The 15,968-nt window shown below is 40.8% G+C and carries 14 protein-coding genes; 9 read left to right on the plus strand and 5 right to left on the minus strand.

The genetic code is table 11. The annotated features are described in order from the left end of the window. The first annotated feature begins 52 nt into the window (after positions 1–52). The 4 genes from H6G97_RS00590 (at position 53) to H6G97_RS00605 (ending at position 4,870) form a co-directional block, all read left to right on the plus strand. A complete protein-coding gene (locus H6G97_RS00590; protein ID WP_190938814.1) occupies positions 53–691 on the plus strand; it encodes a 1-acylglycerol-3-phosphate O-acyltransferase in 639 nt (212 codons plus the stop codon). A 158-nt stretch (positions 692–849) separates the two neighbouring features. Then, a complete protein-coding gene (locus H6G97_RS00595) occupies positions 850–1,887 on the plus strand; it encodes an AI-2E family transporter (protein ID WP_190938815.1) in 1,038 nt (345 codons plus the stop codon). Between the two features lie 78 nt (positions 1,888–1,965). After that, positions 1,966–2,262 carry a DUF2288 domain-containing protein gene (locus tag H6G97_RS00600; protein ID WP_190938906.1) on the plus strand — a complete coding sequence of 99 codons (297 nt, stop codon included), beginning with the start codon at positions 1,966–1,968 and terminating at the stop codon, positions 2,260–2,262. Between the two features lie 172 nt (positions 2,263–2,434). Next, a complete protein-coding gene (locus tag H6G97_RS00605) occupies positions 2,435–4,870 on the plus strand; it encodes an endonuclease MutS2 (protein WP_190938816.1) in 2,436 nt (811 codons plus the stop codon). A 446-nt stretch (positions 4,871–5,316) separates the two neighbouring features. On the opposite strand, the gene H6G97_RS55825 is transcribed toward H6G97_RS00605, so the two are convergent. Next, entirely contained in the window at positions 5,317–5,508 is a 192-nt protein-coding gene (locus tag H6G97_RS55825) for a transposase (protein ID WP_190938907.1), read from the minus strand. Positions 5,509–6,491: 983 nt separating this feature from the next. Here H6G97_RS55825 and H6G97_RS00615 point away from each other — a divergent pair. The 4 genes from H6G97_RS00615 (at position 6,492) to H6G97_RS00630 (ending at position 12,329) form a co-directional block, all read left to right on the plus strand. Next, positions 6,492–8,693: a PQQ-dependent sugar dehydrogenase gene (locus tag H6G97_RS00615; protein WP_190938817.1), complete on the plus strand. Its 2,202-nt coding sequence runs from the start codon at positions 6,492–6,494 to the stop codon at positions 8,691–8,693. A 578-nt stretch (positions 8,694–9,271) separates the two neighbouring features. After that, entirely contained in the window at positions 9,272–9,877 is a 606-nt protein-coding gene (locus H6G97_RS00620; RefSeq protein ID WP_190938818.1) for a DUF3038 domain-containing protein, read from the plus strand. Between the two features lie 244 nt (positions 9,878–10,121). Next, positions 10,122–11,768, plus strand: coding sequence for a DUF4335 domain-containing protein (locus H6G97_RS00625; protein WP_190938819.1), 1,647 nt, complete (start codon positions 10,122–10,124; stop codon positions 11,766–11,768). 276 nt (positions 11,769–12,044) lie between these two features. Beyond that, positions 12,045–12,329 (plus strand): YiaA/YiaB family inner membrane protein, encoded by a 285-nt coding sequence (locus H6G97_RS00630; RefSeq protein ID WP_190938820.1) that lies wholly within the window; start codon positions 12,045–12,047, stop codon positions 12,327–12,329. A 136-nt stretch (positions 12,330–12,465) separates the two neighbouring features. On the opposite strand, the gene H6G97_RS00635 is transcribed toward H6G97_RS00630, so the two are convergent. From H6G97_RS00635 to H6G97_RS00650, 4 genes are all read right to left on the minus strand, one after another. Further along, positions 12,466–12,927 carry a ferredoxin gene (locus H6G97_RS00635; RefSeq protein WP_190938821.1) on the minus strand — a complete coding sequence of 154 codons (462 nt, stop codon included), beginning with the start codon at positions 12,925–12,927 and terminating at the stop codon, positions 12,466–12,468. Next, positions 12,927–13,313, minus strand: a complete 387-nt coding sequence (locus H6G97_RS00640) for a DUF1257 domain-containing protein (protein ID WP_012406942.1) — start codon at positions 13,311–13,313, stop codon at positions 12,927–12,929. The genes H6G97_RS00635 and H6G97_RS00640 overlap by 1 nt, the downstream gene beginning before the upstream one ends. Positions 13,314–13,352: 39 nt before the next feature. Beyond that, a complete protein-coding gene (locus H6G97_RS00645; RefSeq protein WP_190938822.1) occupies positions 13,353–13,562 on the minus strand; it encodes a DUF2997 domain-containing protein in 210 nt (69 codons plus the stop codon). Between the two features lie 489 nt (positions 13,563–14,051). Continuing rightward, the gene (locus H6G97_RS00650) at positions 14,052–14,519 is read right to left on the minus strand and encodes a hypothetical protein (RefSeq protein WP_190938823.1); all 468 of its coding nucleotides are present in this window, start codon (positions 14,517–14,519) and stop codon (positions 14,052–14,054) included. A 746-nt stretch (positions 14,520–15,265) separates the two neighbouring features. Here H6G97_RS00650 and H6G97_RS00655 point away from each other — a divergent pair. Further along, positions 15,266–15,955 (plus strand): SAM-dependent methyltransferase, encoded by a 690-nt coding sequence (locus H6G97_RS00655; protein ID WP_190938824.1) that lies wholly within the window; start codon positions 15,266–15,268, stop codon positions 15,953–15,955. Positions 15,956–15,968: the final 13 nt, after the last annotated feature.

Genomic DNA, 15,968 nt, shown 5'->3' on the forward strand with positions numbered 1-15,968 from the left:
CTGGGACTTGCGATCGCGTATGCTAAATTCAGTCTGATTTGAATTATCTTTTGTGGACAAAAACCGCGAACCGTTTATCAGTCTGGCACTTTACCACGCCTTTAAATGGTCGGTCGTCAGCCCCATGCTTCACACTTACTTTCGGGGCCAGATTTATGGTACGGAGAATGTCCCCCAATCAGGGCCGTTATTGGTAGTGAGTAATCACGCTAGTTACTTTGACCCGCCAATTGTCTCCAACTGTGTACGTCGTCCAGTGGCGTACATGGCTAAGGAAGAGTTATTTAAAATCCCAGTTCTGGCGCAAGCGATTAAACTGTATGGCGCTTACCCAGTGAGCCGGGGAAATGCCGATCGTAATGCCATCCGTTCCGCCCTAGAATATCTCAATAACGGTTGGGCCGTCGGTGTTTTCTTGCAAGGTACTCGCACCCCAGATGGTCGAATTACAGACCCCAAGAGAGGCGCACTGCTGCTAGCGACGAAAGCAAAAGCCCCAATATTACCCGTGAGTGTCTGGGGTACTGAGGAGATTTTACAAAAAGGCTCGTCCCTACCTCGCGCAGTTCCCATCACTGTGAGAATTGGTAACTTGCTCGATGTTCCCAGTTCCAGTAATAAAGAAGAATTGGAGGCGTTGACACAAAAGTGTGCCACGGTAATTAACGAGATGCATGATTTAGGACGATAAGCTATACAAGCAAGAGATATATGCTTTAGGGAGGTAGCGATCGCGCCTTAGCCTCTGTATTCTTAAGGTCAATGCGCTCTAGCAATAAAGTCTAACTTTGTGCTTAAATGCAACTGCTAGGCAAATTTACCATAAGTTTCTCTCTAACCAACATATATATGAGCGGCTTTGAAGCCAAGAATTTTTGGGATCGATTAAATAATCTGGCGTTAGTCCGCTTTTTGCTTTTGGTTGCTTCCGGCTGGGCAATTGTACAGCTTTTAGCTTACTTTGAAGCGGTCATTGTTATTTTCACATTTGCGGCAATTTTGGCTTTTTTACTCAGTTATCCTGTACAATGGCTGCGGCGTTTTTTGCCCCACGGTGTAGCTGTTGTTGTCGTTTTCTTGTTCAGCATTGTGATTATTGGCAGTCTGATAATTACTGTAGGCTTAACGGTTTTATCTCAAGGACAACAATTAATTGACAGTATAACTGGTTTTGTAAATTCTTTAATACCTTTATTGGAGCGACTAGAAAGGCTTTTGCAAAGTCGTAATTTGCAGATAAATTTAAGTTTCCTTCAAGAACAATTACGAAACCAAGCCGTATCTAGCCTTGTTACTAGCTTGGCTATTTTACAAGGATTTATGACGAACTTTCTTACATTTATATTAATTGCAGTTGTGGCTTTTTTTATGCTACTGGATGGAGACAAGCTGTGGAACTTTACCATAAAAATAGTACCAAAACATCGCCGTGATAGATTTACTAAGATAATCAGACGATCCTTTCTCGGATTTTTTAGAGGTCAGTTGTTATTAAGTGCATTTCTTACAAGTACGACTTTTTTAGTTTTTTTAATATTAAAAGTACCTTTTGCTTTGATATTGTCAGTGATAGTCGGAATTCTTGATATCATTCCTGGCATAGGAGCAACATTAGGAGTAAGCACAGTTAGTTTAGTTGTCTTGTCTCAAGGTGTTTGGTTATCATTGAAAGTCTTAATAGCTTGTATTGTCCTCCAGCAGATACAAGACAACTTGATTGCGCCACGAATTATGCAAGATGCGCTAAATCTTAACCCTGTAGTAGTATTCTTTGCTTTGCTAGTAGGCGCTAAAGTATCAGGATTATTAGGTATTTTTATATCTATTCCTATAGCGGGAGTAATTGTGTCTTTATTTGAAATTGATGAAATGAAATCAGAAGTTTAGTAATTGGTCATTTGTCAGGAAGTACCTTTTAGTTAATAATGTGAAAATAGCCATCTATAAAATAAACATTGGGGAATGATGTCGGATTTAAGAGCGGAATTAACGGAAATTTTGGATGAGGCAGAGTGGGAGTGGCTAATTCCTCATGTACAACGAGATGCAGTAATTTTGGTGGCACTTGAACTAAATTTGGTAGATGTTGGAGTAGCGATCGCCAGTGATAACATCCCATCAGTAGAACAATGGATTGATCAACAATTGATTGCCAAACCCACAATAGTACAGGTAGGAGAATGGAATGGCGATCGCACTAAACGATTTAACACTCTCATCGTTCAGCCTTACGTTGTGGCACAAGAAATAGTTGCTGCTTAATCAGTTTTTGTGACAACAAAAATATTTATGTAGTATAAAATATATCAATGTATAAGAAGGTAGAGGGGGAATATACCTCTCGACTATTGATTAAAGGAAAATTTTCTCCTTTAAGATTTCTCCATCTAGGAGCTAGAATTGTTACGATAATTTCAGATTAGATGTTGAAACCTTGATCCAATCTGAGACCTTAGAATTATTAGAATGGCATCGCCTCTGCCAGCACCTTGCCACCTTTGCGGCAACTAAGCTGGGGGCGACAGCTGCGCGTCATCTGAAAATACCCGATTCTCAGATCCAAAGCGAACAGTTGTTAGAGCAAACCAAAGAAGTCTACCAGCTGGAAACTCGCCTAACCACGGGACTTTCATTTGAGGGAATTCAAGATATTGGCGATTCCTTAGAACGGGCAGAACGTAGTGGAGTTTTGGCAGGGGATGAACTGTTAGCGATCGCTACCACCCTCGCTGGTGCCAGAAATTTGCGCCGTGTAATTGACAATCAGGAAGATTTGCCCATATTGACTGATTTGGTTGCCGATTTGCGGACTTATCCAGAACTAGAGCAAGAAATTCACCGCTGTATTGATGAACGGGCCCAGGTAACTGACCGCGCGAGTCAAAAACTGGGAGAAATTCGCACAGATTTGCGGCGAGTACGCAGCCAAATTACTCAAAAGCTGCAAAATATCTTACAGGCAAAATCTGGCGCAGTTCAAGAACAGCTAATTACACAACGGGGCGATCGCTTTGTCATCCCCGTAAAAGCACCCCAAAAAGATGCCATCCCTGGTATTGTTCACGATACCTCTACTAGCGGTGCCACCCTTTACGTGGAACCGAATTCAGTAGTACCCTTGGGCAACCAACTGCGGCAGATAATTAGAAGAGAGCAAGCGGAAGAAGAAGCGGTTCGCCGTGCTTTGACTGAACTTGTAGCCGCAGTCAAACCAGATTTAGAGAGATTATTAGCGATCGCCACCACTTTGGATCTGGCAACCGCTAGATCGCGATATAGCTACTGGCTAGGAGCGAATCCTCCGCGATTTATTCAGCGTGAAGATAATGAAATCATTACCTTGCGGAATTTGCGACATCCACTGTTAGTGTGGCAGCAACAGCACGAACAAGGGCAACCAGTAGTTCCTGTAGATCTGCTGATCAACCCGTTAATCCGGATAGTGACAATTACCGGGCCAAACACTGGCGGTAAAACTGTAACCCTAAAAACCTTGGGGTTAGCAGCATTGATGGCCAAAGTGGGTTTATTTGTCCCCGCCCGTGAACCAGTAGAAATACCTTGGTTTGATCAGGTGTTGGCAGATATTGGCGATGAACAATCTTTACAGCAAAGTTTATCTACATTCTCTGGGCACATCCGCCGAATTAGTCGGATTTTAGAAGCATTAGGGAATCGGGAATCGGGAACCGGAAATCGGGAAGAAGAGAATCTAGAAATCTCCACTCTCCCTACTCCCAAATCACTTGTTTTACTCGATGAAGTCGGCGCAGGAACCGATCCAGTTGAAGGTAGCGCCTTAGCGATCGCCTTGTTGCAATATCTAGCCAACCATTCCCAGCTAACGATCGCCACCACTCACTTCGGGGAACTAAAAGCCCTGAAATACGAAGATGAGCGCTTTGAAAATGCCTCTGTTGAATTTGACGAAAGTACTCTCTCGCCTACTTACCGTTTGTTGTGGGGCATCCCCGGACGTTCTAACGCCTTAACTATTGCCCTCCGCTTAGGATTGAACCCAGAAGTGGTACAACAGGCAAAAACCCAGGTGGGAGAAGCCACAGATGAAGTTAACCAAGTAATTGCTGGCTTAGAAGCCCAACGCCGTCGTCAAGAAACCAAAGCTGCCGAAGCCCAAAGTTTGTTGCAGCAAGCGGAACGTTTATACAAACAAGTATCCGCAAAAGCTGCAAGTTTGGAGGAGAGGGAAAGCAGTTTGCGGGCTTCACAGGAGATAGCAGTCAAAGAAGCGATCGCTCAAGCAAAAGGCGAAATTGCTCAAGTGATTCGCCGCTTACAAAAAGGTACGCCCACAGCCCAAGAGGCCCAGCAAGCAACCAATGCTTTAAATCAAATCGGCCAGCAATATCAGCCAGCAACGCCAGCAAAACCAAAACCTGGGTTCATGCCCAAAGTAGGCGATCGCGTCCGCATTCCAAAATTAGGACAGATCGCAGATGTAATCACCGCCCCCGATGAAGATGGCGAGTTAAGCGTTCGGTTTGGGCTAATGAAGATGAACGTGAAGTTGCAAGATGTAGAATCTCTAGATGGTCAAAAAGCCGAACCAGTCGTCAAACCCAAGCCAGCCCCAGCAGCAGTAACGCCACCACCGCAAAATGTCCCAGAAATTCGGACTTCCCAAAACACCATCGATTTGCGCGGTAAACGGGTGGCAGATGCTGAATACATTTTAGATAAAGCCATCTCGGAAGCTACAGGCCCAGTCTGGATTATTCACGGGTACGGCACTGGTAAGCTGCGACAAGGAGTTCACGCCTTTTTGCAACACCATCCCAGAGTTAAGCACTACGAACCAGCAGAACAAGCAGACGGCGGTACCGGTGTCACCATTGCTTATATCAATTGATCGCTTCTCATCCTGACAGTAAAAATCAAGTTATTAACTGTAGATTCAATCACTGATACCATTTCCAAAAATCTTTGTAATCAATAAATCGGCTATAGGGGCGTACAGATGTACGCCCTTAACTATATATCTGTATCATGCATTTTGTGAGATGGTATGCAATACTTTTCGGATAAACCCAATAACCTCTCTTTTGGTCTGAGAAAAGGTTAAAGGGGAAAGGGGGAAAGGTAAATTCAAACCCTTTCCCTTTCCCCAAAACCCAAAAAGTATTGAGATGGTATGACCATTAATTGCGCTAGTAGCGATCGCTTGCGTTCCTCTTCAGTTTGAACCCACATACCGCCTTATCCCAAGGGAAGACTCTACGCAAACAGACGTAAAAGAGGGTTAGTAACCTCCTCTTAAAAAAGAGGGTTTGGAGGTATTTTAAAAATACTAAAACGTTAAACGAACCGTATTGCATAGTCTTCAATGACTTCACGAGCTAGTAGTTTGCATTCTAGCTCTTTAGCTTTTTCATAAAGCAACGCTTCTAACCGTATCCCAACATTGTCAATTAATACCTTTTTTCTTCTTGTAGGGATCGATATAAAATCATAATTAATGAGTGTTATAAATGTGTTTTTTGTCTGTATTTATCTAGATTTTTTAAAGATTTTGTAAATTATTGATCCAAAGCTTGTATATACAAACTAGGTTCTACTATATTATATTTGTCACCCAACAGGTTCAAACAATGTTAGTTTTATAAGCCCAGTTGAAAGGTAGAGTCAATAAGCATAACGTATTAGCTTAAGTTATTCTAACAGCTTTATTGATCCGCAAGAAATCTTGAAGATAATTGATGGATAATAAAGATGTTGGTAAGAACCATATACAGAAACTTTGTACAGTTTTAGCAAAATATCTTTAGTTTGCAGGCAAGCTAAAGTGTATAGCAATTGAGGTATCAGCCGATATAGCCTGGTTTGCAATTAAACGTTTATATAATAATTACAAAGCCAAAAAGCGCCCGGTGCTACAAGGGGAAAAACCCCGCCAACTCACTGGGTCTGCTATTCACGCTTTAAGAAACGTCGACATTCTGTTGACTACAAGGTTTCTGGATATAAGCTTTCTGACAACAAGAAATACATAAAATTTACTGATAGTTTCAAATCTGCAAGATTTAAGTTTGTAGGTACTTGTAACCTCAGCTTTTATCCTATTAAACAAGTCAAGCGTGTGAGAGTTTTTAAAAACGCAGATATATACTATTGTAAATTTTGCATTGATATTGAACACAAGCAAGAATATCAACACAATGATAATCAGATCGGCATTAATGCTGATTGAGAGTTTTCTTATACCAATTGTGAAGTAAATACAATTGGTAATTTTAGACTTTTGTGGAAGACAGAGAAATCTTGAAAGCGCAAACAACACAAAACCTCGAGCTTTAAAAGACATTCATATAACTGCTGCAAAGCTGTTAATCAATTAGTTAAAAAGCGCCTCAAGCCAAATATTGTGTTCGTTTCTAACTAGTGAAGTATCACTAGGAAAAATCATTGTAGATATTTAGTCAACCTCAATCGACTACTCACGTATCAACTACGATTACAACAGAAAGGTATATATGACTTACGACAACATTAAACCCAAAATACTAGTACTAGCAATCGTTCAAGCAATTACTTTTCAACCAAATAACGTTCCTGTACCATCTGGATATATTAAAGACATTGGTCAAGCCTACAATGATACTCGGGGCTTTGGTTGGGTGCGTGAAGATAGCTTAGGTAATACTATACCCACTCCCCTTGATATCCAACTTAATACCCGCGATCGCAACCAAAGTGGCATTGAACAACGACTAAATAGGTTGATTCATCTGCAATACCCTGCTAATAATTCGGGAACAGCAGTGAAGATACCTGCCGCTTGGGAATATAAGTTGTCTAATGGTTCATACAATGTGAATGTTAGCGTCGGTGATCCTATTAATACTCTAAATAGTAAGCACCAGATCAATATAGAAGGTAGGGCTGCTATTTCCGGCTTTGTACCAACGGCAACTAAAAAGTTTACCGCAGTTACTCGAATTGTTAATGTTACCGACGGCAAGCTCACAATTGATGCTAAAGGCGGTACTAATACCAAGCTCAACTATATTGCGATCGCACCAGGCAACCTTCCCTCTGTCAGAACGAGCAATCCTACTGATGGTCAAACAAATGTGCCGCCAGATATGTCGATTACAGTAGATGTAAATCTCCCCAACAGTGGGATTGCGGTTAATACTCTTTCAGCCTCAACCATCAAGCTGATCGATAGCAGCACTAACACCCAAGTCAATGCCAATTACAACACTTCGGGAGGCGGAGATGTGATTGTAGTGGCTTCAATAAATCATCTCAAAAGTAATACCAAGTATCTGTTACAAATAACCGACGGGGTTAAAGATAGCAATGGTGTTGCATTCTTACCCTATAACATCAGTTTCACAACAGGTACTAAACCCCCTCCTCTAAACAATATTAGTTTTGAGCGAATCTCACTACCGAATGTACCTACCAAACCCTACACCACAGTATTGATTGGGCCTGACAATAAACTCTATGCTGCTACCTTACTAGGTGAGATTTTGCGCTTCCCAATCAATGCTAATGGCACCTTGGGTACGCCACAAACGATTTCCTCATTGCAGACTGCAAATGGTGGCAACCGAACTATCATTGGTATGCACTTTGATCCCTCATCAACAAATGCTAGTAACTTAATTCTATGGGTAACAAACAACCACTACTGGAATGGAACTGGTAATGCGCCAGAGTGGAGCGGTAAGATTACCCGATTAAGCGGTTCCAACCTAGAGAAAGTACAAGACTATGTAGTTGGTTTACCACGATCAAGTCGGGATCATCTAACCAACAGCATTGAGTTTAAGCCTAATGAGCCAAATGTGCTGTATGTGTTGCAGGGTAGTAATAGTAGTACTGGCGCGCCAAACAGCGCTTGGAATAATCGTTCTGAGAAGTTGTTAACTGCTGCTGTATTACGAGTTGATCTATCCAAGATCACCTCACTTCCTTTAAGCGTTAAGACGGAAGATGGAGGTACTTATAACCCCTTCAACCAAGGCGCACCTGTAACTATCTTTGCCAGTGGTGTACGCAATGCCTATGATCTGCTTTGGCACACCAATGGTCAATTGTATGTACCAACGAATGGTTCAGCAGCTGGTGGCAATACGCCAAATACACCTATTCCACTACCTCATGCTTGCCAAAACCGTATCGATAAAGCTACTAATGGGGTTTATACTAGTCCATCTGTACCTTTCCTTAGCAGTATAGGCGTACAGCGAGACTTTCTGTTTCGCGTTGTTAAAAATGGTTATTATGGTCATCCCAATCCTAAGCGTTGTGAGTGGGTGTTGAATGGAGGGAATCCTACAGCTGGTACAGACCCAGATCAGGTCAATGAATATCCTATTGGTACTCTACCTGACCGGAATTGGAAGGGTATTGCCTTCGATTTTGGAGAGCATTTTTCACCAAATGGGATCATTGAGTACCGTAGTAATGTTTTAGGTGGTCAACTGCAAGGCAAACTGCTGGTAACACGCTACAGTGCTGGTAAAGACATTATTGTGCTAACACCAGGTGGTGCAAAATTGGATATTGTAAATTTCCAAACAGGTATTACTGGCTTCACCGGTTTTGATACAAGTCCATTAGATTTGGTTGAGAATCCTACAAATGGATATATCTACGTGGCGCAACTTAGTCAAGAGACTGGCATGGGCAAAATTACACTTCTGCGTCCACTGAATTAATATCAGTCTACAATCCAACTGACGATTGTCCTTAACCCAAGCGTATTCAGCTATAGCCTCTCGTATGCAATACACAGTAGGGGCGCACAGTTAACTGTGCGCTCCTACAAATAATTTGTATTTCTCATAATTTAACATCACTATTTATTTATTAAGTACCCATTAGTATCAAGAAGCGTCTTTAACAAACAGGCAAAAAAATGTATAGTAATTATATATACAGATAAATTAAGTAATGAATATCAAGAAATTTCAAAATTTAAAGTCGTAAATAAATTAGGAGGTATTCTAAATAACTACTTGGTGATAATTAGCGATTAGCATTCTTAACATTTTTTATTTATACTCTTGTACGGAGCTAGCAGCAAATGTCGCGTAAACATTAACTAAAATTGATAATTTTCTACTTTGTCCAAATTAAATTTTCATCTAGAGTAGGACAAAGATACCTACTGTTTACCTCATAGAAAAAAGCTATCTGAAGCCTCTGGCTCATAGCTATGGGAAACCAAGCTTGATTATTAAGAGTCTGGTTTCAAAATGGGTAACAGCAACATCCCCTATCAGCTTGATCACCTATGCTAAAAGTTATGCACTCGGCCGCCAACTCAGCCACTCCGAATTCCCAGTGGGAGGATTTAATCAAGCTTCCAGCCCCAAACACAGTTCAATGGGACAATATCAAAACCCAATTAGATTTGGTGCTGTTGGCGTTAGAAACCTTAACTGGGATTGGTTCAGAGGCTATGCTTTCGGCGGCAACTGATCTGAATTTAGAGTCAAGAGTGCCAGATCGCGTAGCTTTATGGCGACTGCGCCAATCAAATCCCCTACGCAAAGGTCAAGGAGGGCGAAAAAAGCTAGATGTCGAAGAAGCGCGATCGCTTGTTTTGATCATCTGCTACCTAGCCAAACAGCACCAGGAATTGATTCGCCGCGCTGTCGGTCTGTTGGAACAAATGGCAGAAAATAACCGGGAACCTCACCAGGCTGCTTTACTTGGAGATTATATTGATGCTTTTTGCAACACTTACCAAGAGCGGATGGAAGAGGACGAAAAAATCTCAACAGATTTACTAACCAGCCTGGCCCTAAAACTGCTTGTAGATTTACTTTTTTACAGCGCTCCTGGTGGGCATCGCCGTCTCTGGCTAGCACTTATAGACCGTTCGACAAAATTTTAAATTTTAGATTTGAAATTTCTCAGCCAAAATTTGCTCATGAAAGTTTGCTAGATAAGGATTCCCTTTTGATGGTCGTTAGCTCTTGAGCGATGCACTATCAGCACTGCTTCCTTGCACACCAGTTTGCATAACGGAAGCAACCTGACAAAGTTCTAGGTGGAGAATCCGGTATTTCAACTTTTCTTTGCAAGCAACGGCTCAATTTTTTGCAAAATCCCAAATAGTCTTCTTCGCAGTTCCTGTCATGCCTCTATCAAATTCTGTTATTCGTTGCTACACACCACCGACTTGCACGCTAGAAGTATTCGCGCAAAGCTCACCTCTATCGCGTTGGATGGGGAAAACTGTTCTCAAACATCTGAGCTTTGAGCTACGTTTTGATGATCCCCGACTACCAGAAGAACATAGAGTTCCAATTCGGGGCGATCGCGAGCAACTCGAAGCTTTATGTGATGCTGTCACAAGCTACGTACAGCAATTTCTCCAACAGTCTCCAGAAAGCTTTTGGGTTAGTTTTTCCCCTACCCAGCAGTCAAGCACAGCACTGGATGACCTGGAATTAAAATCCTCAACAAAAACATTAAATGCCTTTAGTAATCAAATCCCAGGGGCAAATATCCGTTTAGAACCAAGCAGCTATTTAACTCATAACTTAGTTCTCGGTTCTCTCGCCAACCACTCATCTGGCCCCGTAATTCAACTCAGTCTGCTGCAACTATTCGATTTGGCAAGTGCTTTAGATGAATACTCGACTGATGTCATGGCACTCCCAACTCTCAACAACACGAGTTCGACTCTGAGGTTCCCGGCTTGGGCACCTATTGCCGCAGTATTAGTATTAGGTATAGGTTTTTTACCAGTTACTTGGCAATATGCTAACAACATTAGGGAAAAGCAACAGCAGACAGCCAAAACGTCAGATTCAGCAGCAGTAAAAACCGCTTTAGAACCTTCAGCCCCACTAAATTTTCCTACGCCTGAACCTGGACTCACAACTTCATTAGATAATGTGCTAGGTTCCACCCCTCCGCTTGTCACATCTACTTTACCCCAAGCACCTTTAACAGTCCCTAGTTCGAGTTTCTCTACACCGTCACCTCTATTGCCAAATAATGTACTGACAATACCTCAAGGGACTACTGCAACTCTTCCTAGCAATCGAGCGATGCCTCCGGCGAGCTTCTCCGCAAACGCTAACGCACCATCCAGCAAAATCCCAGGCCAGGAAGTTGCCATAGTCCCAAATCTGGGACAGAACCTTACAGGGTCAACTCCCCAAGCTGGTACTCTCCCTCAGCTGCGGAATTTGCCACCCAGACTATCTTCTAACACAAACAGCTTGCCAACTAATATCTCACCAGTTGTCCCGCCATCTCTTGACACCATACCCTATAATAATCGTGTCAATAGTCCCACCCAACCATCCTCACTTACTTCACAACAGCTAGACGAAAGAATTAATTCCTTACAGCAAGCTTCTCCTGGAGGGAAACCTGCTTCACAACTTCCCTCCTCTAGAACTGCCGAGAATAATCCCTTTATCGATCAATTAGGGGACGCACGCAAAACCCCGACATCTAGAGAAGTGGCTACTGGCACTGGCACATTATTTGATACACCTCAAGTCGCAGAAGCTAGAGAATACTTAAGAAAGCGTTGGCAACCACCCAGTGGACTAGGGCAAACATTAGAGTATAGTTTGATAGTCAGTGTTGACGGCACAGTTGAACGAATTTTTCCCCTTAATAAAGCAGCAAGAGAATTCGTTGATAACGCTGGGATGCCTGAAGTTGGAAAACCTTTTGTATCCGCCAATACACGGGGACAAAATCTTAGAATTCGAGTTGTTCTTAGTCCTGATGGCAAGGTACAGACTTTTCCAGATGAATAAGTAAACGAATCCTGTTGATGCCACTTGTAAAACTGGTACAAATCTTGTGCCAGTTTCTACTTACTCTAATTGTTTTTTAGCTTGCCTTTTGGAGTCCAGTTACCAAACTGGTCTTACTATTAATACCAGTAAAGTTACCAATTAATACAATTACTGTTAACACCAATTCTCCAAAATTAAACTATAGATACAAGTCTGGAAACCCAGATTAAATCTTATGCCTCTTAATTTAAAATTACGAATTGGTATTAATAACTCATATCAAAGGTAAGAAATATGCAAACAATTGGTACTCAAAAAGACAGTTCAGCTTGGGTAATTCAAACTTGGGCAGCTTTTGTAATTTCTATTTCTATGACTAGCTTCGGCATTGTAAACTTACCTGTAAATGGTTGGGTGAAAGGCTTTATAAGTATGGGTATGGCTTTTTCTGTTGGCTCAACTTTTACTTTGGCGAAAACTACTAGAGACTTGCATGAAACTAGAAGATTAACCGCTAGGTTAGACGAGGCGAAAGTAGAAAAATTGCTTTCACAACATGATCCTCTAAATTTCAAATAAAGGGAGCTATACCAATTTTTAACAATACTACCTTTTGCGATTTGATGTGATCTAGACATCAGAAATTAACTATATGACTAAAAACAAAAGGACTGGTATATCCAGTCCTTTACTATATTGATTTAACGTTTTTATCTTAATAACGGGATTTTTTAGTTTTTAACTTTTGCTTTTTACGCCGACGTTCGCTAGCAACAACTGCCTGTTCTACAGGATAACCCACTAAAGGAATTACCTGATATTTGCGCTCGTCTTCTAATTTTCTCAGTTCAGTGTAATCAACCCAGTGAATACAATCAACCGGACAAGTATCAATTGCTTCTTGGATAATTTCCTCAGCATCTCCATCTTGCCGCACCACGCGCGATCGCCCGTAATCTGGTTCAATATAAAAGGTGTTACGCGCAACATGGGCGCAATGTTTGCAGCCAATACAGGTGATTTCGTCAACATAAACACCATTTTGGCGCAGCAAACCACCCAATTCCGGTTCCAAACCAGAACGTTCTGGGGCATCCCGTAAAAAACCCCCTAATTCTGGTTCTAAACCGGAACGGTTATCTTCTTGTTCTTCCGGCGACGGCAGAAAATCAGCCATTACGCACTCCAGCGCTGTACTACCAGGCGAATTGAACCATCTTCATTTTTTTGTTGTTCAGAAACTTGAAAGCCAACACGAGCGGTTTCTTTCACAACTGTTTGATAAGCGTAGCGCTGTGTTACCTGGCGCAAAAATCCATCTACAGACAAATCTTGCTGCCAATATTGCAAGTCAGCTACCAATTCATATTCCTTGCCATTCCATCTAAAGCCGATGTCATAGCCATTTTCCTGCTCAATACTAACTTCTGCAGGATGGGTTTGACCGCGATAGCCACGAACCTCGCGTGGGCCTGGTTTCCAGTCTACGCCCAATTCAGTCAAAGCATCTTTCAAAGAATCAAGGTTACGGATTTGAGTCTTAATTTGGCTAAAGTGTGACATGGTGGTTGTGAATTAATAACACTAAACTACTGTGAAAACTTACCAATCGCTGTAAGTGGTGTGTGTATTCGCCACATTAGATTGCTGCACCTGAGCGGCGAAATATTCTGAGGTTGGCTCATGATTAAGTACTTGCCCCAGCTGTGCCTCTATTGCTGCTGTAACTTCAGCGCAAGAATTACCCACAATGCCAGTGACTTTCTCTTGTACCCGACCGTCTGGATAAATTATGAACTCTAATGTCTCCATTCTTTTGGCCAACCAGGATAAGTACGCTTAAATTGTACTGCCTTAGCAGAAGGCTACAAATATAGCCCTAGGAACATTTTTAGATACAAACTCGCCATTTGTTAACTAATGTTCCATCTTCCAACATATATATATCAGAATCTTTACGAAACTTATTAGTATTATAAGCACACACATCAGTATTTAGTTAGTTTCTCTTAAGCTCATTGATTAGTCAAGGTAACTACTGGAGCTAGCTAAATAAGCTGCAAAAGTCCTAAAAATAAGCATTAGAGGTAGTATAGCCAGCAAGACAATTCACAAAAATATAAAATTTATTGAAAAACTTTATTATCATGCTATTTAGCTTATTATCTTCCACGTAGGTTGGATGGGGCGTAGCATATCCTCTAATAGCACTACCTGCTCTATCTCTATTTGAGTACGTGGTGGCAAGCAAGTAACCTCTTCGTCACAACTAATTCGTTAACTGAAAACACTCCTTTGGATTTATGAATTTATAGAAGGAGCTAGTTGCCAAAGCCTCGAATACTCCTTAATAACTTGCCGAGCCTGAGGAGAATTAAATATTGTAGCTGTTTGGACAGCAATCTTTGCTGCATCTCGGCGAAATTGAAACTCACCTTCTTGACTGTGATATTTATTTACTAAATATGCCATTTCTTTAGTGATATAGTGCTTGTTAATTAAATGAAAATTACAACCCAATAACATTATTAAAATGGCAAGGTTAGCTGCTATCTCTTTCTCTATATCTTCAAAACTCGTTAAAACTTGATATGAATAAATAGTCGCGTGGGATACGTTACATAATGCTTCCCAAAGAATTTTTAATTCTTTGAGTTCTGGTGTAACAATTTTCTTCAAAATTGCATTTGAAAAATAAATTGTTTCTCCAGCTATCCACTTCGATATGAGATTATCATTTTTTCGTAGAGAAGCGAACTTCGCAATCATTAAAGCTTCGTAGACTGATCGTAGTAATGCTAAACCTGAACCATGTAAACCATCTAAAGTCAGTATTAAGCTTGATTAAAGAGAAATTTAATTTTTAAGCACTGCCGAAAATATTGGTTTTTCTACATCACCATGCTGCGTAAGGTGACGGTGTTCAAGCAAACCGAAAAATAATTCAACATATTCATGTTGTGTATCAATACAGTTTTTGATAACTGATATGCGTTTAGAAAACTTTTCTTGAGCAAGAGTTCGGTTGCGTTAACGTTCCTTTTCTAATTCATCGAATCGCATATTTCAACGAGAAGTTACATCACTTCTTATTAAAACACCTTGTCACACTTTGGTGCATTCGTTTGTAGGTTGGGGTGAAATACTAAAAAAATATATCAGTAAACCATAGACCTTTGAAAACAACGTAATAGCAGGGGTTTCAGCTATCGAAAATCAGCATTGTTCACTATTGAGAATAGGGCGATATCTACGATGGGCTACGCCTACGCTTTAAAATAGGTAAATGTTTAAAGGTAAAAATGTTTTAAAGGTTGTAAAATAACTTACGGTTTTATAGTGCGTAAAACATTTTGAATTTGCTATAGGGTTCATATTTGATTTTTGAAAAAGCTCAGTAGAAGTAGGAAGCCTTCTTTCCCCTTGCTTATTCCCTGTCTACGCAAATCAGTTCAGAAATCAAAGCGGATTCCTATATTATCCTACTTAATTAGTTTATTTACGAGGGAAATTCGATGGCAATGGTTCTAGATAAAGTCGTTCCTTTTGGAAGGTCAATGGATGAATATATAAAAATATTCAATTTAACAAACGCAGATTTGAACAAAAGCATCACTGGCATTGGAGACGGGCCAGCAAGCTTTAATGCAGAAATGACACGTCAGGGTAAAAGTGTAGTTTCTGTTGATCCACTGTACCAATTCTCCAGTGATGAAATATTGCAAAGATTTAATGAAGTAGTAGATGATATTATTAATCAAGTCAAGGCTACATCAAATGATTGGGTATGGAGCTATCATAAATCTCCAGATGATTTGCGACACAATCGAGTAAAAGTTATTCGAGAATTTATATCTGATTATGAAACTGGCAAAAAAAGCAACAGATACACAATCGGTGAATTGCCCAAATTGGCATTTAATAATCAAAAATTTGACATAGCGCTTTGTTCACATTTACTGTTTTTGTATTCAGACCATCTCGATTACGATTTTCACCTAGATTCTGTAGGTGAGATGTTGCGTATTGCTAAAGAAGTCCGAATATTCCCCCTGATAACTTTAATGTGGAAACACTCACAACACTTAGATGAAATTGTCAAATATTACGCTTTAAAAGGTTACAAGATAGATATTGAAAAGGTTGAATACGAACTACAGCCTGGTGGAAATAAAATGTTGAAGATAACTAGAAATTTTATATAATTCGTATTCATAG

This window comes from Nostoc flagelliforme FACHB-838 (genome assembly GCF_014698065.1).
GTDB lineage: Bacteria > Cyanobacteriota > Cyanobacteriia > Cyanobacteriales > Nostocaceae > Nostoc > Nostoc flagelliforme_B.